Annotated in this window: 20 protein-coding genes; 4 read left to right on the top strand and 16 right to left on the bottom strand. The window is 44.0% G+C overall.

What is annotated here, in order from left to right:
• Nucleotides 1-124: 124 nt before the first annotated feature.
• The 7 genes from metK to MM817_RS08605 form a co-directional block, all read right to left on the bottom strand.
• Nucleotides 125-1,318 carry a methionine adenosyltransferase gene (metK, locus tag MM817_RS08635; protein ID WP_241713802.1) on the bottom strand — a complete coding sequence of 398 codons (1,194 nt, stop codon included), beginning with the start codon at nt 1,316-1,318 and terminating at the stop codon, nt 125-127.
• Between the two features lie 169 nt (nt 1,319-1,487).
• Complete coding sequence (locus tag MM817_RS08630) at nt 1,488-1,709, bottom strand: alpha/beta-type small acid-soluble spore protein (protein ID WP_241713800.1); 222 nt, start codon at nt 1,707-1,709, stop codon at nt 1,488-1,490.
• A 103-nt stretch (nt 1,710-1,812) separates the two neighbouring features.
• Nucleotides 1,813-2,721, bottom strand: a complete 909-nt coding sequence (locus MM817_RS08625; protein WP_241713798.1) for an LCP family protein — start codon at nt 2,719-2,721, stop codon at nt 1,813-1,815.
• Between the two features lie 44 nt (nt 2,722-2,765).
• The gene (locus MM817_RS08620; protein WP_241713796.1) at nt 2,766-3,500 is read right to left on the bottom strand and encodes a WecB/TagA/CpsF family glycosyltransferase; all 735 of its coding nucleotides are present in this window, start codon (nt 3,498-3,500) and stop codon (nt 2,766-2,768) included.
• Nucleotides 3,501-3,546: 46 nt separating this feature from the next.
• Nucleotides 3,547-4,707: an LCP family protein gene (locus tag MM817_RS08615; protein ID WP_241713883.1), complete on the bottom strand. Its 1,161-nt coding sequence runs from the start codon at nt 4,705-4,707 to the stop codon at nt 3,547-3,549.
• A gap of 189 nt (nt 4,708-4,896) precedes the next feature.
• Nucleotides 4,897-5,946, bottom strand: a complete 1,050-nt coding sequence (locus MM817_RS17260) for an NPCBM/NEW2 domain-containing protein (RefSeq protein ID WP_241713794.1) — start codon at nt 5,944-5,946, stop codon at nt 4,897-4,899.
• A gap of 113 nt (nt 5,947-6,059) precedes the next feature.
• Nucleotides 6,060-7,016, bottom strand: coding sequence for an NPCBM/NEW2 domain-containing protein (locus MM817_RS08605; RefSeq protein WP_241713881.1), 957 nt, complete (start codon nt 7,014-7,016; stop codon nt 6,060-6,062).
• 443 nt (nt 7,017-7,459) lie between these two features.
• Here MM817_RS08605 and MM817_RS08600 point away from each other — a divergent pair, with 443 nt between their 5' ends.
• Entirely contained in the window at nt 7,460-7,657 is a 198-nt protein-coding gene (locus MM817_RS08600; RefSeq protein WP_241713792.1) for a cold shock domain-containing protein, read from the top strand.
• Between the two features lie 122 nt (nt 7,658-7,779).
• Here the strand turns inward: MM817_RS08600 and MM817_RS08595 are convergent, their stop codons facing one another.
• Together MM817_RS08595 and MM817_RS08590 are read right to left on the bottom strand one after the other, a co-directional pair.
• A complete protein-coding gene (locus MM817_RS08595) occupies nt 7,780-10,278 on the bottom strand; it encodes a PAS domain-containing protein (protein WP_241713790.1) in 2,499 nt (832 codons plus the stop codon).
• Between the two features lie 333 nt (nt 10,279-10,611).
• The gene (locus MM817_RS08590) at nt 10,612-11,181 is read right to left on the bottom strand and encodes a hypothetical protein (protein WP_241713788.1); all 570 of its coding nucleotides are present in this window, start codon (nt 11,179-11,181) and stop codon (nt 10,612-10,614) included.
• A gap of 320 nt (nt 11,182-11,501) precedes the next feature.
• Here MM817_RS08590 and MM817_RS08585 point away from each other — a divergent pair, with 320 nt between their 5' ends.
• On the top strand, nt 11,502-13,487 hold the full coding sequence (locus MM817_RS08585) for a S53 family peptidase (protein WP_241713786.1): 1,986 nt from the start codon (nt 11,502-11,504) through the stop codon (nt 13,485-13,487).
• A gap of 219 nt (nt 13,488-13,706) precedes the next feature.
• Nucleotides 13,707-15,341: a DUF4855 domain-containing protein gene (locus tag MM817_RS08580; RefSeq protein WP_241713784.1), complete on the top strand. Its 1,635-nt coding sequence runs from the start codon at nt 13,707-13,709 to the stop codon at nt 15,339-15,341.
• 115 nt (nt 15,342-15,456) lie between these two features.
• Here MM817_RS08580 and MM817_RS08575 read toward each other — a convergent pair whose 3' ends face one another.
• The 4 genes from MM817_RS08575 to MM817_RS08560 all read right to left on the bottom strand — a co-directional run bounded on the left by MM817_RS08575 (nt 15,457) and on the right by MM817_RS08560 (nt 19,319).
• A complete protein-coding gene (locus MM817_RS08575; protein WP_241713782.1) occupies nt 15,457-15,627 on the bottom strand; it encodes a hypothetical protein in 171 nt (56 codons plus the stop codon).
• Between the two features lie 9 nt (nt 15,628-15,636).
• The gene (locus MM817_RS08570) at nt 15,637-15,876 is read right to left on the bottom strand and encodes a hypothetical protein (protein ID WP_241713780.1); all 240 of its coding nucleotides are present in this window, start codon (nt 15,874-15,876) and stop codon (nt 15,637-15,639) included.
• 319 nt (nt 15,877-16,195) lie between these two features.
• Nucleotides 16,196-17,416 (bottom strand): cytochrome P450, encoded by a 1,221-nt coding sequence (locus tag MM817_RS08565; protein ID WP_241713778.1) that lies wholly within the window; start codon nt 17,414-17,416, stop codon nt 16,196-16,198.
• 154 nt (nt 17,417-17,570) lie between these two features.
• Complete coding sequence (locus MM817_RS08560) at nt 17,571-19,319, bottom strand: glycosyl hydrolase family 18 protein (RefSeq protein ID WP_241713776.1); 1,749 nt, start codon at nt 19,317-19,319, stop codon at nt 17,571-17,573.
• A 339-nt stretch (nt 19,320-19,658) separates the two neighbouring features.
• On the opposite strand from MM817_RS08560, the gene MM817_RS08555 reads away from it, so the two are divergent.
• Entirely contained in the window at nt 19,659-20,291 is a 633-nt protein-coding gene (locus tag MM817_RS08555; RefSeq protein WP_241713774.1) for a tetratricopeptide repeat protein, read from the top strand.
• Nucleotides 20,292-20,423: 132 nt separating this feature from the next.
• Here MM817_RS08555 and MM817_RS08550 read toward each other — a convergent pair whose 3' ends face one another.
• From MM817_RS08550 to MM817_RS17255, 3 genes are all read right to left on the bottom strand, one after another.
• Entirely contained in the window at nt 20,424-21,860 is a 1,437-nt protein-coding gene (locus tag MM817_RS08550) for a hypothetical protein (RefSeq protein WP_241713772.1), read from the bottom strand.
• Nucleotides 21,861-22,127: 267 nt separating this feature from the next.
• A complete protein-coding gene (locus MM817_RS08545; protein WP_241713770.1) occupies nt 22,128-22,763 on the bottom strand; it encodes a hypothetical protein in 636 nt (211 codons plus the stop codon).
• A 380-nt stretch (nt 22,764-23,143) separates the two neighbouring features.
• Nucleotides 23,144-25,354 carry a transglutaminase-like domain-containing protein gene (locus MM817_RS17255; protein WP_241713768.1) on the bottom strand — a complete coding sequence of 737 codons (2,211 nt, stop codon included), beginning with the start codon at nt 25,352-25,354 and terminating at the stop codon, nt 23,144-23,146.
• Nucleotides 25,355-25,436: the final 82 nt, after the last annotated feature.

The raw sequence follows: 25,436 nt of genomic DNA, 5'->3' as shown, positions 1-25,436 counted from the left end.
GTGCTCCTGCATATGTGCAAGAAAGACAAAAAAAAGAACGCGAATCATCGCGTTCAAAATGGGGTTAGGGTGTTCACTCTCTATATTCGTCCCGCTCACTGATTTTGTGGGGGTTGTTGCGACATTATAGTCCTGCTTGTTCACGCAAAGCTGCAGCACGATCCGTGCGCTCCCAAGGCAAATCCAGATCAGGGCGACCAAAATGTCCGTACACCGCAGTTTGTGCATAGATTGGCCTACGCAAATCAAGTGCCTTGATAATCCCTGCCGGACGCAGATCAAAATTAGCTTGGATCAACTCTTCAATCTTTTCATCTGCAACTTTTCCAGTTCCAAACGTATCTACCATAATTGATACTGGATGAGCGACACCGATCGCATACGCGATCTGTACTTCACACTTGTCAGCTAGACCTGCCGCTACGACATTCTTTGCCACATAACGCGCCGCATAAGCCCCGGAGCGATCGACCTTAGTCGGATCCTTCCCAGAAAATGCACCGCCGCCGTGCCGCGCATATCCACCATACGTATCCACAATAATTTTACGACCTGTAAGACCAGCGTCTCCTTGTGGGCCGCCAATCACAAACCGTCCAGTAGGATTAATCAAATACCGCGTCTGCTCATCCAATAAATGTGCCGGAACGATCTCTTTAATAACGAGTTCTTTCATATCGCGTTCGATCGTCTCTAAGTCGACAAGCGGATGGTGTTGGGTAGAAATGACGATCGTATCAACCCGGACAGGGCGATTGCCATCATACTCTACGGTAACTTGTGTTTTTCCATCTGGACGCAAATAATTGACAATGCGCTCCTTGCGTACTTGCGCTAAGCGCCTAGCAAGTCCATGTGCAAGTGAAATAGGCAGTGGCATCAGATCATCTGTCTCATTAACAGCAAGTCCAAACATCAGACCTTGATCACCTGCGCCAATCGCATCAAGATCTTGCTCCGTTTCTTCGCCATGCCGTGATTCAAGTGCTTTATTTACACCCATAGCAATGTCAGGAGATTGTTCGTCAATCGACGTAATCACTGCACACGTATCTGCATCAAAACCATACTTTGCACGTGTATACCCAAGATTGCGAATCGCTTCACGCACAACATGCGGTATATCTACATAACCTTCTGTAGTGACTTCTCCCGCAACGAGTACGAGACCCGTTGTGACCGATGTTTCGCAAGCGACACGCGAAAATGGATCTTGTTTTAAAAATGCATCTAATAACGCATCAGATATCTGATCACATATTTTATCAGGATGACCTTCAGTTACGGATTCAGAAGTAAATAACTTACGGTTGGCCATATCAATCGCACCTCCATACCAGTACACTTGTCTCGTAACAGAGACATTGATACTGTATTACAGTCGCGACATTGTGTCAATGAAAAGGGTGGACAAGCAGAGCTCACAAGTGACACTGCCCCCTCGCCCACCATATCATCCTGTTTATTTTTCACACACTACAGATCAATTACTCACTTTTATTTTGTTGTGATAACGCCATTTCGCCAAATGCCACGAGCTTTCGCGTCATATGACCACCAACTGCACCTGCATCTTTTGTCATAATATGACCCCAGTAGTCTTCACTGCCTTTAAATACGGGCAATCCGAGTTCTCCTGCAATTTCATACTTCATATCATCGAGTGCCTTATGCGAAGCTTTAATGACTTGTGAGAAACCACTAGACATATGATTCCCTCCCAGAACAGTATGTTCGCTTACGCGACATCTCTATCGTGTGCACTGAGCGGAATTATAGAACGTCAAGTTTTGGTCAAAAATGCATCTTTCTTCAATGAGATCGATCTCGACCATCGTCCGCATCTACTGCTAAAGCACGGCTATGCCATGCGCTAAAAGCCGGAATTCCCTCTTCATGATGCAAGACAAGCGCCGCAATCGCAGACATTCCCCGTTGGTCAGGCAACCAATAACTAACACCTGGCCCCACACTAAAATTGCCAGGAACAGAGTGTGCATGGTATTCGATCACCGGATGAACAAGTGCATAAGCAATCTGAATATCCTGATCAGTCACTTGTGAATCAAGTGTTTTCATGACTTGCACAAAAAGCCCATAGGGCAGTTTAGAGGCGACGTCCACTGCACTGCGCATAAATCGTTCTTGTCTGTGTACACGTCCAATATCACCAAGTGGTTCATGCCGAAATCGAACCACAGCAAGCGCTTCCGCTGGACTCAGTACATGCGTCCCTACAGAGAGATGCACGTCTCCTTCCGGTGCCATGACAGGACGATCAAGTGTAAATGGCATTCTTGGCACAAGACTTAATGCGTGCCGAAAACGCGCGAAATCCATAACGAGTACATCGTCTATAGGGATGCCAGTCAGCGTGCTGACAGCAGTAGAAAGTCCCTTGCGACCGCGCAAAAGGTAGACGCCATTGATCTTCGTATAACCTTCATGCGGTACATATACACGCGTATCTCTTGGAATATGTACCGCATTGACAACACCACTCCCGAGCTTAGAACTGAGTAGCACTAAGGCATCTGTATGAGCATCTGTTCGACGATCCGGATCTTTACTCGTCCCATCGTGATCAAGTCCAGCGATTAATAATGTATAGCGTTTTCCCTGTACAAGATCCTTTGCATAGGATGGACTCACGGATAACAAAACAGAAAACAAACTCAGAAAAGCAACGAACAGACTCATCTTCTGTCTTGCAACTTTCAAATTACACGCAACTCCTTTTCCACACAGAGGACAAGACTAACCCTTTAGCGGCGCGCCCGTGATCGCGCATCCAACCAAGCTGCAAGTGCAAATTGTGGCAACACAAGTTGCCGTCGCCACCGACTAGGTTCACGCAATAAACGATAAAACCATTCGAGGTGAAGGCGCTGCATCATTACGGGTGCGCGTTTCACAGTTCCCCCTAAGACATCGATGACACCACCAATGCCGATAGCCAGTGGTACACCTAGGCGATCCTTATATGTAGCAATAAACTCTTCTTGCCGTGGTTGCCCTAAGCCAACAAATAAAATGTGTGGCCGCACCTGCATAATATCAGCAAGTACCTCATCTACCTGATCAGATGTAAAATACCCATTTTTACCTGTAATATTCAACCCTTGATAACGGCCTCTTAGCACATGCATCGCTTTTTGCAAAGCCTCCTCAGTGGCTCCCAAAAAATACACCCGCAAATTCTGATCGTGAGCATATGCCAATAACCGTTCAGTTAGCGATACACCCGTCACCCGTTCTGCAATCGGTTGCCCATACCATCGCGATGCAATCACAATACCAATGCCATCTGGAGTAATGAGATCTGCTGCAGTCAACACAGAACGCAAACGCGGATCACTTTGTAAGCGCATAACAAATTCAGGTCCCGCAGTGATCACCATATGTGGAGTTTGTGATTCAATACATGCAACACAGTGCAGCATGACCTCATGCTCTGTTAACGCAGAAAAAGGCACACCAAGAATTCCAACACGCTCCATATTCACACCAATCCTAACTAACTCATCCCTATGTAAAAGTGCAGTCTTATCCAGGCGACTCTGTGCCGCTAAATGCCCGCCACATACTTCGCCACTGCTTGACTCCATCTTCGTCCAGGTAAAAATACCACAGTCCGTCCGCAGGGTCTACCCGATTCATTCCATGCAACCCCTCAGTAACTACTGTCCATTTAGGAGCAAGCGCAACACTTGCAATCTCTCCTAGCAAATCCATCTGAGTATAGTCGCTGCGCATATGGGACGTAAGGTTAGGTAATACCATACCTAACGTCCACCACCGCGACAAAGGTATCTTCTTATTAGCTATCGCATGTAATAAATTACGCTGCCGTTCCATGCGCCCCGTGTCAGCCAACGCATCATGCCGGAAGCGGACATAATCTAGCGCTTCTTGTCCACTCAGTTGCTGCATACCCGGCTTCAAATGTATATGGGTTCCATCTGTGTTGTCGTCATAATTAAGAGGTTTATCTATAGTAATTTGCACGCCACCTATGGCATCAATGAGCTCTGAGAAGGCGTGAAAATCAATAACGATAGCGTGATCAATATGGATGGAAAATGTCTGTTCAACCGTCCGTTTGACAAGGGGGAGATCACCGTAAGCGAGTGCATGATTAATTTTCGTATATCCATACCCAGGTACATGTACACGCATATCTCTTGGAATAGAGATCACCAGCACTTTATTTTGTTCCTTATTCACGCGAGTCAATAGCATCGCGTCTGACCGAGCAGCTTCACCATGTCGAGAATCTGTGCCAATAAAAAGAATCGTTTCTGAATTCTTCCCTTGTTTCGCACCAACCAAAGCTTCCAGTGAAAGACGGATATGCTGATCGATCATCTTCTGTTGATCGTGTTCTGTTTTCTTTATCGATTGTTGACTATCGATAGAAGCTTTGACAGATGATCTTTCTTCACGTTCATATCCCCGCTGCGGCAACATAGTAGATGTTTTAAACTGAGACATGCCCCCACCATGTTGTCGTGCAATCACAGCGAAACTACCCGTTGCTACCACAAAAAGGCCTAGCAACACTGTTGCGCCGATTCGCCAATGCACATGAATCACCATCCGCTCACGTGTACTTACGGTGTAGAGTAACCAACGAGGCGGTGGATCATCCTGTGAATAGTCATAAAAAGAGCCACCAATTGGTGGCCATAACGGGAAAATATACATCAATTATAAGCGGACAGACAACGGACGAAATTATAAGATACAATAAATAATGGCGCAATAAAAGCTTAGATCGCTACTGGAAAAACCCTGCATACGTCTAAGCTCTTATCTATTAGTATCATACTCAATTCGACAGGATATGACAAGCCTTTTGCATCAAATTTATTGGTTTTGCATACACTAAATGATTTACTTGATTCGCCTAGTGACTGTAGATGCGCTATTACTTGTGGAAACAGTTACAGTAGCTGCCTCTGACAACGTCGGTTGTATAAGATCCGTGAAGACAACAGGACCACTCACTTGATCAGCATTGACACTTGGTGCTTGATAGGTATCACCTGACGAATAGACCGTGCCATTGGCATCCTTTAATTGATACTGTATTTGTAGCGTATTCACTCCTGTTACAGGAATAGAAAATGGAACTGGCGCACTGCCACCTTGAACCCATCCGGTAGAACTAAGAACTTTTCCATCACCGACAAAAACAAGCTGTGCTGCACCTCCAAAATTGCGTGTGATATCATCTACTGCAAACATGCCTGATAAAGTTTGGTATTGCCCATGTAGCGAATACGTAACTTGCGGAATCACAGCAGACTCTGAAGTCGTTATGCCCCATTCAACAGTAGATGGCCCAGAGTACATCTTTCCTAATACAGTGGGCGCGTAAAATCCTGTCAAATGCCCACCAGGGTACAAACTGCTATTACTAAAATCTCCACTTACACTGCTTGGCGAAAGCGTTGTAAGCAATGTTCCTTCTGGTGTTGTAGGAGAGACTTGAGACAAATCAAGATTTCCCGATGCATTAACCGTTGGCATAAGCCCAGTTGCTGTTTGATACGCAACGTCACCCGCGGGGACATATAACTGACCTTTACTCCCAATGACCCCATCAGGCATTTGATTGCCATTAATCCATACAGATAATGGTTGTCTTGAGGGCACAGTTGTTGCTGCGGGAAACTTACCTGTAACATCCACTTCCGGAATATTATTAATCCATTGTACATTTGCCCCTAGCGCATTGCCCACAGTGTAGATGGGCACATATACATTTTTGTTATAAATAAAGGGTTGTGCATTCGTGGCAATGGTCTTACCATCCACGATGAGTTGGATATTATGAAAGGATGCCTGAATTTGTTGGATACCAACGCTGGCATAAGATACACCACCAAATAAAAACGCACTCGTTACAACACCCGCGATGATACTGAATTGTCGTTTCACACGACTAACCTCCTGCGCATAAGCTCTTCTTCATTCGATTAACGTCTACCACACAGCGTTGCAATAGCCGTCTCTTTGCTATCATTCATCCATCATGAGACACAACGCTATATCTATGAATGCACACGCACATCCAGAAAGTCTGCATTAGCTACAGTACTAGAAGGGGTTGCTTGTCCCATCGAGTAGATCGTACCATCTGCAGTTTTAACCGCAAACTCGACGCTCAGTAGATGAATACCACTCACGTTGACCGCAACTGGCGTGCCCGCTTCAGATGCCGTCATCCAGGGAGACTGATACAGCTGCTGTCCGTCACCAAGCACAGTCAACTGCACTGCATTTTGACTAGACACCGCACTATCCATACCAAAAACCCCTGTGAGATACGCATATTTAGCGCGTAAATTATAGACAACTCCAGGCACTACAGAAGAATCACTAACTGGCGACCATACGATGGACTGTCCAGTGGCATTTGCATATACCTTACCATCAATTTCAGGTGGCCCATCGTTCCACCCTGATGCAGGCCCTATATTCCCTTGACTCCATGATGCAAAGTCCCCATACTCACGTACCACAGGAAAATGAACAAGGGGTAATCCACTGCCATCTCCTTGCCCAATATAAAAGGAATGTGTTGAAGCATCGTAGGAGAACGGCTCACCCATCATACTAGCTAAAGCGATTGGCGACACCTCAAGAGAACCGTTGTGGTATGTAGTGTGCGTAGGTCCGTACCATAAAACGGGTGACGTATCATACGATAAGGAACCTGATTGTTCTAAGGACTGCCCTGGTTCTGTAACCATCACATCATCTAGTCCACCAACCCACTGAACGTGTGAACCTAATCCTAGACCAATAGTACTTATAGGAACATAAACGTTTTTATGATAGATAAAAGGCTGTGCTTCTGTAGGGATCACTTTACCGTCTACCTTTATTTGAATATTGGCATACCGCACATGAATAGCTTGTACACCAGTGCTTGCAAAACTAATTCCACCAAATACGACACTTCCGATGAGTAATCCAATGCCGTATCCTGAAAATGAACGTATCACTCGCTTCAATGACTTAGCCCCACTTCTCTATAAGTAGTACGTGTCAACAAGAGGCATCATTTACCAGAGTTGACATCCACACCTTCACCATGCACTTGCGATCATCCATGAAATTTCGACAAATTGTTCATTTCTACCCCTATCATACTTGATAATAACTAAGGCGACAATGCTCATTCCCCTCAATCATTCCATTTTATCGACAATGTGCGTCGCAGTTTCCTAGTAGATTTCGACATCATTCACTGTCTTATGGGGGCACATAGTCAACATAATAAGCATAGATGTTGATACCCAAACCATACAACGTACTCTATGGCTTCTTTTCTAGCATGTTAACAATAAAGTAGAAATCGTTTGACATTTTCAGATGGCAGTGCTATGTTAGAAATGAAAATACATTATGTAAGTACGTAAGTGTACTTCTGTAGGGGGCTTTTGCAATGCAAGGAACAGTAAAGTGGTTTAATGGAGAAAAAGGCTACGGATTCATCCGTGTCGATGGTGATAATGACGTTTTTGTTCACTATACCGCCATCAACGGAGATGGATATCGCACGCTCGAAGAAGGTCAACAAGTTGAATTTGACATTGTTGAAGGACAACGGGGACCGCAAGCTGCTAATGTGAGTAAGCTATAAGGTACAACCTGAAGCGATTTTATCTATTCTAAGCACCTACTAGTAGGTGCTTTTTTCTATAGCCTTTACTCCCCAGCATTTGATCACATCAAGTCACGCTTCACATGCAAACACCATTTTTGTTACGAGCGCAAGTGACCCATCGATACATGAACAGATCGCTCCTTGTGTTCAATGGGTAGCGTGATTTCAACGGTTGTACCTATCCCAAGCTCACTTCGAATCTCAAGGGTTCCATAATGCATTTCAATCACTTTTTGACTCACTGTCACACCAAGTCCTGTTCCGCTTGGCTTTGTCGTATAGAATGGTGCACCTACATGGATCAACTGCTGTTCCGGAATGCCATACCCCTCATCTGCAATCATCACTTTTACGTGATGATGGTCTTGCATAGTCGCCTCTATTCTCATTTCCCCACCTAATGGCATAGATTCTATCGCATTTTTTATGAGATTCATAATCGCCTGACGCAACTGCAATTCTTCTACTTGGATCAAAGGCAGACCAGTGTCTATACGCATCACCACTGTAATATTATTTTGTAATGTGAGCGCGCGCATAGGGACTAAACTATCGGAAATCACTTGACTAAGATCATACCAACGCAAATTCATAGCCTGCGGTCTCGATAACACTAAAAATTCTTGAATAATCGCTTCGATACGATCGATCTCTTTGTTCATCACTGGCACATAGTCCATCTTAAAATTCCCACCTTGTGAATAAGTAAGAAACCCTTTGATCACCGTGAGTGGATTGCGAATTTCATGGACTATCCCTGCCGCTAGTTGCCCGATCACCGCTAGTTTTTCTGACTGCATAAGCGCTTGCTCTGCTCGTTTACGCTCCGTCACATCACTAAACAGACATACCGCACCCACAATTTCCCCATAATCAATCATAAGCGACAAGACATAATCCACATAGAAAGCCGATCCATCTTTGCGATAAAAAAGTGCATTTTCAACACGCTCGCTCTCATCGCTCGTTCTAACTCCCGTAAAAAATGAATGCAACAGTGGTGGTGAGAACCGCAAGCATTCACCATTCGTTGGTTGAAAAAACACATCACATGCAAAAAATCCAATCACTTCAGACTCTTCGTACATCGTTTTCGCGAGTGCAGAAGCATTGCAAAATGTAATTCTTCCATCTAAATCAATACCGAAAATCCCTTCTCCCGCTGACTGTAGAATGACGCGCTGATTACGCGATACATCTTGCAGTTGGCGAGTGGTTCGCCTTTCTTGCGTAACATCTCGAAATAAAATAAACACACCCACAATTTGGTCTAAAACCAGTTGTGGAGAAAACCGCATGATCAGTTCCAGTATCTCTCCATCATTGCGCAAAGCACGGTATATGCCCTCTTGTAGCTCTCCACGACAAGCCTTCGCAAACGCGTTTAAAACAGACGACACATCACTCCCGTGGACAAAAGAACGCATCGTATGTCCAACGAGAGTTTGCTCAATGCCTAGGATGGCATAGCAACTAGGGTTGGCATCAACCACTTTCCCAGTCAAATCCATCCACACCACGCCGTCATTTAAATGATCAATAAAGGAGCGATATCTGCGCTCACTATCCAATAATTGTTGCTGCATATTATGTTGCAAAGAAATATCGCGGACAATCGAAAGCACACCAATACTTTTTGCATAATCATCCATAACAGGAATTTTACGAATTTCATACATTTTTTCATTACCCTGTTGATCGGTCACGACGACTTCACGCGTGATCATCGTTCCATTGTTCTGTGTTAAAACATCTAGCTCATGAAAGTTTTCGATCACACTATACTCAACCCCTGCAAATGAGGCCATGTCAAGACTGGATTTTCCATGATAGTTGCTGCCGCTAATTCGAAATAGTTGAAGCGCTGCTTGATTGGCCTCAAGCCATTCTAAACGTTCATTTTTAAAAGCGATGGCATCAGGAATAGTGCACAGCAATGCGCGCAGACGCCCTGCCGTTTCTGCCAGTGCACGCTCACTTTCTTTCCGCTCACTCACATTGCGCACGATGCCGCGAAATCCTATTTTTTCACCGTGCTTATCTCGAATCAGTGTGATCGAAACTTCAAGAGAAAGAATATTTCCCTCATCTCGTTGGTATGAAACAGGAAGTGCCCTATATGAATACTCGCGATGAAACACTTGGTGTGCTACTCGCAACACATGAAAAGCAGTCTTTGCATCAACAAACTCTGTAATGACCATCCCTTTAGCATGATTAGGGTCAACATTTAGAATATCTGTGAAGGAAGTATTAAACGCCTTTATACGACCGGACAAATCCACTTCGTAATACCCTTCATATAACGCTTCCATCACGGAATCACCAGCTTGTAAGTCTGGTCTTAGGGGTACTCGTTTGCGTGAAGTAAGACGTTGTTGAGAAGAGAAGAGATAAAAAAAGATGCCATTAATCACCGCATACACTACACTTACCACAATCTCAACAATATGCGCTTGCATCCCATGTACTAGTAACGCCGAGGCGACAATCACTGCCAAGAAAAATCCCATGTTCAGTAAATAAAGATAGAAGATCATGTCCGTTCCACGAGCATGCATTCGTTGTCCTTCTAAATCATTTCTATGAAACGACATATGATTCTTCCCTTCATTCGCCTGGTGGATACAATCTATAAAACATAATTAGAACTAACATTCGACATTTGGTGCGCCTATTCCTCTGATATTTTTACATAAAAACGCTTGTATAATATGTGATGCCATACTCGAAATAATCAATAAATTAGTGTTATAGTTTACTATAAATCAACTATAACATATGATTCTTGCTTACCCGCAACTAATATTTAAAATGATCGAGAACAAAAAAGGACTCACTGCGTAATCGCATGTGAGTTCCTATATATATATCCTATCTATAAACTACCGCTGATGTATAATGTACTGACATTTGACGTTAAACATACCTTACTTCTTTGTAGTATGTTTCGCTTTTGCCTTCGTAGCTTTTTTTGTCAGCTTCACCTTTTTACCTGAGTGTTTTGCAATACCATGACTCGTCTTATGATGCTTGCTGACTGTATGGGTGTCTTTCTTTTGCAAAACTTTTTTATGTTCGACTTTCTTGTGTGCTACTTTTTTAAGTTCAACTTTTTTAAGTTCAACTTTTTTATGTGAAGTTTTCTTATGTGTTACTTTGCGGCCTTGCGACTGAGCTTTCTTACTTTTTAAATGGGCCGCTTTTGTATGCACATCTGTCTTTTTTTGCTTGTCTACTTTATGTGTAACATGCACTTTTTTTACTGATGTAGCATGATGAGATGCTTTTCCACGCTTAACTGACGTTGTTTTCTTAGCAGTCGCATGTGCAGATGATTTTTTTGCTTTGTTCGTACTTTTTGCTGTGGCATGTTTCGCTACCTGGTGGTGAGTCGTAGCATGCGCGACACTAGTTGATGATGATGCGGCAAACGCTGATAATGGTGCACTCATCATCCATACTGCTGCTAATGCTGCAATGACTTGTAATTTTTTCATATAAGCAACTCCTCATCTGATCTTTTATTTGATGAGAGCATCATATCATAGATTACATTTAGATTACAATACTGTTTTAAAAAGATTACAAACTATTTTATTACGACGATAATGATAGCGGATCATTGAGACTCTGCTATGCCCTTTGCTTGGAACTCTGATGCTGCAAGCAAACTTGCATGTACGTGCTATTAAGACCCTGCAAAAATATGAATAAAAATACATGAGTGTAGAAGGAATGCGCTGACTCCTTGTCGAATATATTGCTCCGAATATATTTTTGTAGAATTCTATATTGTAAGACGGGGGTAGGGATCAGAATGAAAAGAAAACATTCATTTAGTAAGAAGCCGTTTACCATCGGTGTTGCAACCATGTTGGCCATGACACCACTCATCGTTTCTGCCCCACAAGTATTTGCGAGCACAGCCCAACCACCAGGTACCCCAAGTGGACCAGGTGGACCTGCACCAACACAACCAGGTGGCGGACCCGTCCCTGTCCCACAAGGCGTCGGACCCACTGTTTTACAAAATGCCACTGTGTTTGGCGACACACCTGCCGATACACCTATGACAGTCAGTATTGTTTTGCATACAACGAATACTTCTGCACTACAACAGTTCATCCAACAATCAGTGACACCAGGCAGTCCTCAATATCGCCATTATTTGTCTGTCTCTCAGTTTGCAACGCAATTTGGTCAACCACAATCTGTAATTCAATCCCTGACAAGTTACTTACAGTCATACGGCATCAGTACCTCTGTGTATCCAGACAATCTCGATATCACAGCAAACGGCACTGCAGGGCAGTTTGATCAAGCTTTTTCTGTACAACTACAAAACATGATGTTTCAAGGCGTGAATTTCCACGGTACAGTAGCTGCGCCACAGCTACCTAGTCAGATAGCATCTCCTGTGTTAGCAGTACTTGGACTAACAAACTACGGAAACTTTGCAACTCAACTCCTAAAACCTTTGCCGCAATTACAGAAACCATCCACAAGTACGGCTGGTCCTCCGGCTGGATCGCAAACACCACAAGATTTTGCGGCGAATTACAATGTAAACCCACTCTATACCAAGGGGGATTACGGCCAAGGTCAGACGATCGGCATCGTCACGCTCGCAAGTGTCGATCCATCTGATGCCTACACATTCTGGAAACTAAACAATATTAAACACGTTTTAGGTAATCGCATCAATCTAGTGAATGTAGACGGTGGAGCAGGCCCTGTCTCTGCCGCTAATGGGTCTGTTGAAACCACCATTGACGTGGAACAATCGGGAGCTATCGCACCACAGGCTAATATCATCGTTTACCAAGCACCTAACACAGACTATGGGTTTGCAGATGCCTTCCTCGATGCTGTGACATCAAACCAAGCAGACTCCATCTCTACTAGTTGGGGCGAAAGCGAGACAGCAGTGAACTACTCGATCGCACAGGGCCAAGAGTCACCAAACTACGCCCAAGCGTTCAATGAGATCTTTATGGAAGGGGCAAGTCAAGGCATCTCCATGTTTGCCGCATCTGGCGATCAAGCAGCCTACGATGCGTCTGGTGATATCGGCACGACAAACCTTTCCGTTGACACACCAGCAGATAGTCCATATATCACAGCCGCTGGTGGAACAACCCTTCCTGGCGTTCAGAACTTCGGAAATTTTAGCATCGATGTCCCGACACAGCGCACATGGGGTTGGGATTATTTATGGCCTTATTGGCAACAATTTGGTGCAAGTAGCGAAGCCAGTTTTGCTGAGTCGACAATCGCAGGCAGTGGTGGCGGATACAGCACGATCTTTGGAACACCGTGGTATCAACAAGGGGTCAAAGGAGTCAATCAATTCTCTGCAGTGCCTTACTTAACACCGATCGACCAAGATACTGCATGGAACTTTAATCCAGATCCACAAGTGATCACAGGCACAGGTCAAGGGCGCAACATCCCAGATCTCGTTATGGATGCAGACCCAGAAACAGGTTACGCTGTATACAGCAGCACGCTCTTTGGTAGCTCTACTGATTGGTCTGTCTATGGTGGAACAAGCTTCGTTGCACCACAACTTGCTGGTGTCACAGCGCTAATCAATCAAAACGCTGGCACGCGCGTAGGATTTTGGAATGGGCAAATCTACACATTTGCATCAGGCCCTCAATCGCCATTTACACCACTTGATACAACCGGTACAAGTAACGACAACCTGTACTACACAGGAACTAAAGGCAATGTTTACAATCCCGGTAGTGGTCTTGGCGTACCAAATATCGCTGATCTCGCAACATCTTTCGCCCAATAAGTATAACTACCAATTGCACGCGCAACGTTCTGGAAACACATAGACGGTACAGCATCCTTTACGACATTTCGTGGAAGATGCTGTACCGTCTTTCTTGTTTTTATCTCATGTCTTACAACATCTAATTGTCATTTGACTCACGCTTGCTAGTTTGTCAGACTAGAAGTATCCGATCGGTAGTCTTTGTGATCCGATCTCAGATGATAAGGAGTGAATCATATGCAAGTCAGTCGCATGAAAGTCGTCATGACCATGGCGGCAGGTATTCTCGGATCAGTGATGACCATAGCCCCTGCCTTTGCCATGACTGGATCTGCTGCGACAAGTAGCACAAGTACGCAGACTAGCAGTACCATTCCCACCACTTTGCAAAATTTAGCAACCACTCAAAATACAAGCGTTCAAGTGGATGGCCCAGTAGACCCATATTTTGAACACATTCAAAACAACCATCCTGGACCATCAGGTGGCATCACTGAGTATAGTTCAACGTGGACAGGCTATTGTCGCCAAATGGGGCGCACCATCTACACCGACATCGGATCAGAAGAGGCCATTTCGGATATTTCGTTGACATTTGATTCAAATCCATCCGAAGGAATTTATATTCCGGATCAGGTAACTTTTTCTTTATCCCAAAATAGTAAAGATTGGAAATCAGTTACCAAGAATATTTCTGCTCCAACAAATAACTCAGGCGTTGTTCATGTTCATCTCAGTATTCAACCGCAAATTGCACGCTACATAAAGGTAACATTCCCTGTTGCCGTATGGGTTTTTGCTCGCAATTTTCAAGTTAGCTATAATCCAGCATTAGGAATACCGAAGTCCGAACACCTTTCTCTTGTTCCACGGGATGCGCTCGTACAACCCGTAGTCGTAAATCACTTCCTTTCTCCATGGAGTCAAAGCACCGTTGGCATGTCAAACATTTTTCTCGCTTATTCAGGAGGACCAAACCAACCTGTACACTCTAGTTGGACTACAGCAAAGTTTGTCCCCATGCTTGGGTACATCAATCGCACAGGGACACTAGCTGGACACTTTTTTAACTCCGCACTCTTTTTACCATATGGATCTGTAACCACAACTTCCGGGTGGAATCATTACGTTGCCAACTTATTTGCGCCAAATGAACAACTTGCAGCATTAAACCAAGCGACTAGTCAAGTCGACAAGAAACTGCACACACCTTACATGAAAACAAACGTCATATTATCCTTACCTCTCCCCCCATCCGGATCGATATCACCAAAAGGTTCCCGTTTACAATCTGAGACATCAGCTATATCGACACTTCTTTCAAACTGGTCTGCATCAAATTTTTCTGATTTAAATCTTGTCGGCTTTTACTGGGATGTAGAATCCATGAGTGCAGATCAACCACGCGATGTGGAACTTGTTCAACACATAGGCCATACTATCGAACAGGATGGATTACACTTTTACTGGATCCCATTTTTTGATGCCAACTATTTTAGTGATTGGAAGGGTATGGGTATTAGTGCCGCCTTCTTACAGCCTAACTACTATGAGCTAACAAATCCCTCACTTGTTCGCCTACAAGAAGCTTCAAATCTAGCAAAAAAGTATGGCCTAGGTGTAGAAATCGAAGGTGGACACGATATCTTATTATCACCCGATAAACGCAATGCATATCTCAATGAGCTGACTTATTTCCATAATGATCAGATTGAAAATGACACAGTGCATGCATTTTACTTTGGCGATCAAACGCTCATTCATGCTGCCAACAGTACGGATCCAGCAATTCATGCACTCTATCGCGATACGTACCGTTTTGTGATAGGCGGCTATCCTTATACTTCGTATTTACCAACAGATGTAAAATAAATCACAAAAAACACGCGCTAACCTTGCTCTCATTAAAGGAGACCCATGGATAACGCGTGTTTACTAACTGCCGTACTATCTACACCTTTTGTTCATGCAAAAGATAACAGTGATGTTATAGCGTGCAAAGGTCATCAGGAATCCTACTGGAATGAGCATAAGAAACCCAATATCCAGTGGGAATCAATCCACCAAAGATAGCCACTGCTAAACTTGCAGCTTCTACCGTAGCTAAACTATGTATGAGTAATAACATCCACACGACACTGACAAGAAATCCTGACAACAACATCAATCATAAGCGCAGTCCAACTCTGGTAGCAAAAACACGCAACAACACATGGGATACGGCATTTAACAAGCTAATGATTGCTGTAAACACATCTCTCACATGTACACTTATTGCTTCCGTATCTGGATGTCGTGAAATCACGAGAATCATCAGGACTAGTGCAACGGCAATACCAAAAGATTGAAACAACACAAGTGCATCAATATGTGTAACAGTTACCAGAAGCGGCGCAAAGATAAACATCAATACGCTACCCATTGGCACTCAAGTCGCACACACCCATAGCAACGACAAAAAAACGTGGATGAACAAATGTGGTAATCGCAAAAGCAACCCAAAACCAAGCCCAGCTACGAAGCGTGCTACAACAAAGATGACGTAAGATCGCATCTCACATCCTGTCACTACTAATAAGGTGCCAAAACTAACAACGGCTATATCCACATCTATATCGGTTACTCCCCCTTACCTAATATAGAATGCGCTCATTGCGTCACCCCACAGTTCGTTTGATATTTATAGCAAACTGCATGCAAGAGCGTATCAATGCCTTCAATCTTCATTATGATGGAAGTCTATAGGCAATCTCCATTTGACTCGTTCCATAAACAAGAGAGCTTGGAATGGGTTGCAGAGTCCCGTCCATTTCAAAATGCATAGCGTACATACGCTCTAATATAGCTGGTAGCGCAACGTGCGCTTCTAAACGCGCAAGTGGTGCCCCTAGACAAAAATGAATACCATGTCCAAATGCTATATGCTTATTTGGATGCCTGTCCATAACAAACGTGTCTGCTGCTACAAATTGTTGTTCATCGCGATTCGCAGATCCGATCCACACAACCACTTGATCACCCTCATGAATTATGTGCCCGCCGAGTTGCACATCTTTTGTCGCATAGCGATTGGTAGCTTGAATAGGAGAATAAAACCGCAACGATTCTTCTGTTGCCACATCGATGGCCTCTAGATGTTCACGCAGATAAACCTGTAATGACGGATCCTCACAATATCTACGCACGGTATTCGTCAATAGATTGGTTGTCGTCTCATTTCCTGCCGCAAGTAGTAAAATGCAAAATTCAAGTAGATCTTCATCACGGAGGTGTTCTCCATTCACCTCCGCTTGCACGAGATGTGAAATCAGATCTTCCTTAGGATCCACTCTTCGTTCATTCAAAATATGCAAAAAATAGGAATCCAACTCTTCTTTTGCCTGAGTCTTTTCTGACATGAGTGTCGCTAAACCCGACATCGAATTTTCCGTTGCACCCTTTGCAATCACATCGGACCAGTGCTTAAAAAGTGGCCTATCATCAATCGGTACGCCAAGTAATTCTGCAATCACAATCACAGGTAGTGGCACAGCAATTTTCGCTACAAAATCAAAATGTCCATGTTCTTCAATCGCTTGATCGATCAAGTCTGTAATGATCGCTTTGATCCTTGGTTCTAAGTCAGCTACCGTTTTCGGTGTAAATGCCCGACTTACGATATTGCGCAATTGCTGATGTTTCGGTGGGTCTTCACCAATGACACTGCCTAGTAACCGCGGACCAAGCTTTGGCCGTACAGAAGAAAAAGTATCGTGATCTTTTAACACAGCAAGTACCTCATCATAACAAAAAACATCCCACGAGTGACGTGTCGCGTCATAGCGCACAGGTGACGCTTTACGCATAGTAGAAAACCATGGAAATGGATCGAGCCGTGCTTCTCTCGACTCCAATTCCTGCACAGGCACTAAAATAGCTGGCATTCCTTCGGGTGAATGATTACTCATCGCTTCAGAGGTCTCCTTCCATTACAATCCATACATCCCTGCCGTCTACCCGTAGATCAAAAGTCAAAACTTCAAATCATGCAAGCAAGGCAGGGTACCCACTACCACAACTTGTAACAATCAACCCTACTAGTATGAGCAACCGCTTATCTGTCTACGCACCCGTTGTATTGGATGATGAACTAGCTATCGCTGTACCCCCAAGTCCAACCGGTAAAATAAAGGACCACTGCGAAGGCGTTTCATCTCCAAGTTGCCAGTAACCCACTCCCGCTAACTGATCTTTAATAGCCAGAGAACCCATAGACTGTAAATTTTTAAATCCATCCTGCCAAAATTCCCATTGTGTCCCTGTACTGTCGTTGTAAACATTAACCCACTGGTTTACCGATTGGTCAAATGAACTTTGGGTGGTTTGTCCACTTGCGATCATGGATTCCATCTCGCCAATAGGTATGCTGTGCATTTGTGTGGTATTTCCAGTTTGCCACGCCCTTGTATACAGTGGCAGACCAAGAATCAAATGATCGGCAGGAGTACCATCTTGCAAAAGTATATTTACGTTATTTTGCACCCACTGTAGAGATGCTACAGTTCCAGGTGTGATATCGCCACTCCAGTGCTCATCATACGCCATCAAGAACACATAGTTTGTGATCTTCCCTAGTTGGCCATAATCATACGCTTGTGACCAAGATCCAGCGGATGGTACTGCAACATCAATCGACGTCTTCATGCCACTAGCTTGCAAAGCCGTCGTTAATTGTTGCATAAATGCGGTGAGATCCGACTCTAGAGAACCAGGAACGTCTTCAAAATCAATATTGGCCCCATCAAGATGTGAAGTATCACACACACTAGCAATCTGTTGCACCAGTGCCGCGCGGCTTTGAGTTGTCGCCAATGCCTCTGTAAGCAAGGTCGGATCTTCAGTTCCAAATAACCCATAGACCTGTTTGCCATACGTATGCAGCGTATCTGCAAATGATGCAGGTAACGTACCATTGAATTGTAAAGAGCTATTTAAATGAAAACCATCATAGACAATTGTATTGACATCCGTATCCTGTTCGTCTTCTGTAAGATCACTAGCTAAACTACCCCCATAATTAAACCCAAGTACAACATCAATTTGTGAACCACTCGTCGTTACCATAGTCGTAAATGGTACGGATGATGTCGTCGTAGACGACGTAGTTGATGCTGTACTTGCTGTAGTAGAAGCAGATGACGTTTGTGAACTAGATCCGCTAACTACGTCAGGCAATTCACCACGAATACCAACGGGCCCCTTTGCTACAAATTGCTTACACAACGTCAATACGTTATTAAGAACAACTGCTGCATCTGCGCGGTTGAAGTATACTGGATTAGCAGTTGCAGGTAATCCTGCAAACATGCCAAGTTCAGTAGCATATGTCAAAGGTGTAACGCCTTGCGGAAGAGTAAAGTCAAACTTTGAATGCTCTAATGCCCCCACAAACATGGATGCGGCATCACCACGCGACGCTTGATCATTTTCATGAAATCCATCACTTAAATTTAACCAATAAGTATTTAACCACCCTGCAACTTGTGCGCTTCCAACAACGTTGTAATCCCAATTGCCAGGAGGCACATCTGGATAAAAAGTCCCATGTGGAACTGCAGTTATTCCTGTATACGGTTCTAATACATTCATCATATAGGCCAAAAACTGCCCTCGTGTAATCACTGCATGGGGTCGAAATGTGCCGTTAGGATAACCATGAATATCACCCGCTTGCGTAAGTTGCACGATAGCTGTTTGAGCAAAACTATCCGATATATCCTTATAGGGAAGAGAATCAGCACATGCTGCAGTGGATAAACTAAAAGAAAGCGATGCAATAGCAACCATCGTCATCCATGTCTTTGTACGCATAATCGTCTCCTTTTCCTTTGAGTCTAGTATAACGAAACGGACACACGAAATAGTGATGTAAATTTTGTATCAATATTAATATTATCCCTTTAACATGATGAAAACGCTTGAGTATGACTAAAAATTGACGTCCTTACTACATAACTTGCTCTAGCAATCTTTTTATGATAGGTTAATAGTGATTAACCCCATAGTGGAAATATGTGCAAATAGGAGACATCCCCCGCATGCCAAAACTCAATAACCGGATGCGTCTCCTACATAGACGCTTGCAGATGCAGGCATACTACGGGGGAACAACCGACTAAAGACAAGACAAAGGATGGGATGGTGTATCACATGTTTACAATAAAAAATAAGTTGCTCGGTATAGGTGCAGCAGGTCTAATCACAGCCATGTCCCTGACAGGCTGTGGAACGACAACGACTACAAGTACATCACCTACCACGACAGTTCCTTCCACAACAAATTCGAATAAACCACAGAACAATGTTGTGGTGAAAAATCCGAATGGAACCGAGTCAGTTATAGTGGGAGGATCCACCTATAAAGGTGCTGCAAAGTTAAAACACTTTGAGTCCCTAGCCCAAAGCCAACCGACAAATGAACAAGCACAAATCAATGCTGCACTAAGTGCTAATGTCAATAGCCATCCACACCTAGCGATTAGTTATTATGAAAAAGCGATTAAGATTGCGCCAACAGATGCAATCCCTTATAACAACATTGGAAATATTTATTTGCGAACACTAGGTCAACCACAAAAGGCGTTGCCCTATTATCAAAAAGCAACACAAGTCAACCCAACCTATGCGTATGGCTGGTGGAATCTCGCCTTATGCCAAGGCCAATTGAAAAACATAACCGCAGAAAAACAAACGTTACAACAAGCACTAAAAACAATACCAAAATCCGATCCACTTTATTCGACGATTAAGCAGTTACAAACCTCTGTGTTAAAAGCAAAGTAATCACAGAGGTAAGCATAACATCGTGAAGGCCCTGAAAGCAGACGATAATAGTCTCAGCTTTCAGGGCCTTCACACATGCGATACATGCTCCTGATCTTTTAATGAAAGTAACTAAACCACTAAATGGATAAATCAGTTGACATTTGCCGTCATCATGCGCGTGACGACTAGTCCTTGACTTGGCGTATAGGAAATATGCACACCGCCTTGATACACAGGTACTTCATACGCTGGCACATCACCAAACTCCACGATAATTCCTGACTGTAAATGCTTGGTGCGCAACAAGATAGTATCTGGTGGCGTACTCGTACCTCCCATACTGTCATTATTAGAATCATAGCGTGAAGTAGACATCCAAGTCGATCCATTGTCAAGACTATAATTCAATGAATCTCCACTGTACAGCCAACTACCAAAAGCCCAATTACTCGTATCAGGAAGGCCTGGCACTTGCACTGTCATCTCGCCATTGGACACTTGCACTGTCAGATCATCTAACATGCGATATGTGCCGATAATTGTTGACTGATATCCGCTAGGCGGAGCGGTCGTTTCTCCTTTAAAGACAGCATCATATTCATCTGCAACTGGATAGACAATTTGATAGTTGCCCGTTCCAAGTGTGCGATAGCCTTGTTGTAACGCTTGGATATTTTGTAGCAATTGAGTCGCTTGCACTGTATTAATTGCCGAGACATCGCCTACATTGGTAGTCAAACCAATATAAGATGCCCATGCGGTAGGAGTCTCTCCAGGCTCATACTCAGCGTGACCGATGTCCTTGTAATTCCAATACCACTGTGCCACTTCTGCGGTACTCACTGGATCATTAGCACCAAAATACGTAGATGAATCAGGTGTGACTAGATGATCAACCAATGCTGCATTCACAGCTGCAAATGCAGGCGTGTTATCGGATACATCAGTAAAGGTATCCGTACCACTATAGTTTGGTACGATACCTAATTGACTTTCAAATTGCTCCAAAAAACTCAATTTGGTCACAGTTGGTAGCTGTGATGTGGTGGTTGTCTGGCTTAAAGAATTAGGCGGGGTCACATTCCATACATATCCTGTCCACGTGGAATTAAACCCGATGCTTTGTAAAATGTGCATCACATACCAAATTGGCATGTATTCTGTCATGACTCCAGAATACGGATCTGGATAGGCAATCCCGTGTACATTTTCATAAAGAACGCCATTTACATAAATATGCTTTTCCCCAATACCCGGGGAAACCGCTTGCAGATTAATCTTAGGAGCTACATTCGGCGGTAACTCAAGGTTCCAGTTCACACCATTCCAAGTCTGTTGAATACCTAAATTCTTTAGAATCTGCATCACATACCAAATAGGTGTATACGTAGTCATCTCACCACTTGCAGGATCAATCGCGCGAATCGATTTGGCATGCTCTACTTGTTGTTGATTTACTTGCATATAAATATTACGTAACGGATAATATCCAACTGTCGACTCCTGTGCGAAAATTTCTGTCGATACTGAACATGTGAAAAGCGCAGTCACCACTGCCACCTTCGCAAAAAATCCCATACTTCGCATCTGCCATCCCATCCCTTCCCTATGTCAATTACACCTTAGACCCTATTTGCACTATATCTATACCCTGCATCTATACCCTGCACACCACTTTCGCCATATGCAAGCACTCACTTACGCAAGTATACACTTGCATTATACATGCAGATGTTTCATCCTGCAAGCCATCAATCTCACATTTTCATAGTAAAAATACCCACTGACAAAAATAATCAGTGGGCCAAAATCACGAGCCTATCCTACTTTACTAACTATCATACTGCAAAGTGATTATGCCTGAGCCGTAAGGTTAACCCCAGCTGTAATCACGAATAACTGCATGGAGCCCTTTACGAGTCCTGTAAATTCAGGAATTAACAGATAATGCCCTGGTTCCACATGCGGAACAGCAATTGTTAGTGTCCTAGAAGTAATGTGGTAGTCAGTGACAGGTACTACTCTTTCCGGTTGATTAGTCCCCACAACCGGTTTGATATCAAGAAACATCTTTTCAACCTTTACACCCGTTGGCACATAGCTTGGCAACACAATCGATGCCATCGTGTTAGACGAGGCAGATAAAGCACCCGATGTACTTGCCTTTACTGTCTTTTTCACTGCACCAGCAGGAATCTTACTAGGGGCAATCGCATGTGTAGTCACCTGTGTGCTACTCGCTGTAGACGCGCCTGTTGTCATGGTTCCAGATGTACCCGAACTTTTTGTTCCTGAACTCTGATTAGACACTGTGGTGCTAGTCGTGGGTGAACTACTAGCTGCAATGCCTGTCGCAGTTTGCGTAGCTGCTGTTGCTGTCGTAGTCTCTGAACTAGCCGCTGCATTAGAAGCTGTACCACAGCCAGACAAAAGTAAGGTCCCCGCCATAAGCATGGTTATTGCAGTTGCTGCCACTCGTATTTTTTTCAAAAAATAACACATCCTTATCTTATAGAGGTTGTTCAAAAAGGGGTCAGAACTCCCTGGCGCATGGCAGCGTCAGCGCCAAGAATGCTCCCTCACGTACCCAAAACGTACGCTCAGTCCACATTCTTGGCTTGCTTCCTTGCACTGCGTGGGTCTTACCTGCCCCCTTTTTGAACAGGCTCTTATAGAAGTTTACTGCTTGTCCGTTCAACCGAATGCGCAGATCGCTTCTATTAAAGAGAACGATCATCCATAGAGAAACTTAAAAGGATAGCAAAAACCCACGCAGAAGCTCGTAGGTACTTTACTTAGTATAAACTAAACAACTAGAATGATCAATTCTCAGATCTTAATAGTACCTTCAAGAATTTTATTGTATATTTTCAAAATAATGGATCATAGTTGTGGCTCTTGCTATATAATGAGTTTTTCCTGCCATATGCCGAAAAATCAGTGCCAATCTGGTCGGCTTGTGCTGCATGTGTTTCAGAAAAAGAAACCGTATTAGTAAAGTATTGATTCGTCAATAAATTATTGACACTTTGATTGCCATCAGCCCATGTGGGATCGAGCATAACCCACTCTGAACCATTCCATGCCTCTACCCACTCATGAGCATCTTGAGGATTGGTATCCGAGTAATTAGGTGTGGTCCATGTTGCATCTCCATAACCACCAATAGTTTGTGCCGGAATTCCCACTAACCGCAACATAGATGCAGTCAATTGTGCATAATTTTCACACACACCCGACTGATTAGTAAACGTAGTTCCTGCATCTTGCCACACATACTGATTTGCGTTTAGCTCATTAAAGTCATATACGACTAAATCACTCACATAATTGCTAATTGCTTCAATGCCAGTATTTAAAGTGGGTGAATTTTCAATGAGCGCATCAGCAATCGTCTGGTAGGGCGGATTAACATTGTCATCCATGGTCGTTGAAGATAGCAACCCTGCTTGCGTGCTCGTTAAGCTCGCGCCTGTTGGATCTACCGTATATTCTGTAGCATAATCCGCAGTAGGCAATGATCCCTGATTTTTCGTGAGTGCAGATAAAAAGTCAGGAACCAAATCAACCGTGACTGCACCTGTAAAAGGAGACTCCACGTACCCTGAGAAGGTGCCATTTGTTCCAACAGGAAGACGATAGCTCCACTCTTGCCCACCATAGAGCAACAACGCTGTCATAGAACTAGCAGTCCCATTAACGGTTCCAGATATCGGTATCCATGTCCCCTGTGCTGGATAAGTGGTGTAGGATATACCACCTGCCTGAACCGGTGTTTGTGTAGGAAGAGAAGATGGTAGTGGCAGAACACCCATTTGTGTAGCTGATTCGGTGAAAGGTACACTTGCGAGTGAGCTTTTCCCGACAGTGATCACTAGTGGAACACTGTACGTGCCGTGATCATCCGCTTGAATCGTATATACCCCTGGTTTAGACGCGACAAATTGTGCAGTTGCCATCATTTGAGTGCCATTTGTACCACCATACATTTGCCCTGGAGTAGTCGAAATCTTTGCATCAGGACTATTGACATCCCATGTGGTTTCAGAGTTTGGAACATTACCAGTTGCTTCGTATGCAGCCAAGAAAAGTGTCTGTCCAGGAGCTACACTTAACATAGTTCCACCCTGCGCCGATGTATTGACTGGGTTAGCCGTTTGAGCAATCACATAGAGTGACTCACTCGCGCGCGTCCAGAAGGCCTGATCGTTTGTAGCTGCATTTTGCAATGTAACGGAAGGCACAGACTGTCCATCACCAGACAAAAATGTTCCTGTTGTTCCTGTTGTTCCTGTTGTTCCTGTTGTTCCTGTTGTTCCTGTTGTTCCTGTTGTTCCTGTTGTTCCTGTTGTTCCTGTTGTTCCTGTTGTTCCTGTTGTTCCTGTTGCTTTACTCGTGCTGGTAGAAGTTACTGTAATGGTTATGGATGGACCTGTTACGGTCTCTCCAAATTCTGTTATTACAGGTGTAATCGTATATGTTCCTGCAACTTTGGCATAAAACGCACCATCAGTAACGCCGTACTCCGATGTACCTACACCCTGTGGTCCGGTCACATTTTCCTTCACTCGCACTTCACTTGGAATACCCATTGATTCACCCTTAGCATTGATCGCTGTAAGAGCCAATGCATCATTTACTCCCGTTTGCACCGTATCACTCTGTCCGCTCACAGCAATGGACGTCACATATGGCACGCCAATAATTTGTAAAACGCCTTCCGTTCCAGATGTTACATTCAACCCCAACTTTACTCCTGATATATTTACCATGATCCCATTCAGATCAATCGTGCCAATAACAGAAATTTCTCCATCACCAAAGTAATTTTCTGGAATGGTTGGAATGGTCAAATTGATTTGCTGACCATTGGCGACGATTGGGAGAATGAGAGTGGAACTAGATCCTCGCATCGGTGCGCGCACTGTATCTTCATGAGTATTTGTACTGTGGCTCATCGCAAATGCAGGTGCTCCCGCCATCGTGCATAGCGCAAGTGTTGTCATCCCCACTAAAGTCTTTTTCCCACTAAGATAACGCTGCTTACGTTGTGATCTCTCCCATTGTTGCCGCACAAGCACACCCACTCTCCACAGACTATACATTCACGTTTTTATCTAAGGAAACCGTAACAGTTTGTCTTGAAATCGTCAATTGGTAAGT

It is taken from the genome of Sulfoacidibacillus ferrooxidans, assembly GCF_022606465.1.
Taxonomy (GTDB): domain Bacteria; phylum Bacillota; class Bacilli; order Alicyclobacillales; family SLC66; genus Sulfoacidibacillus; species Sulfoacidibacillus ferrooxidans.
The sequence above is the reverse complement of the archived record's forward strand: the minus strand, read 5'-3'. Positions and strand labels throughout refer to the sequence as shown.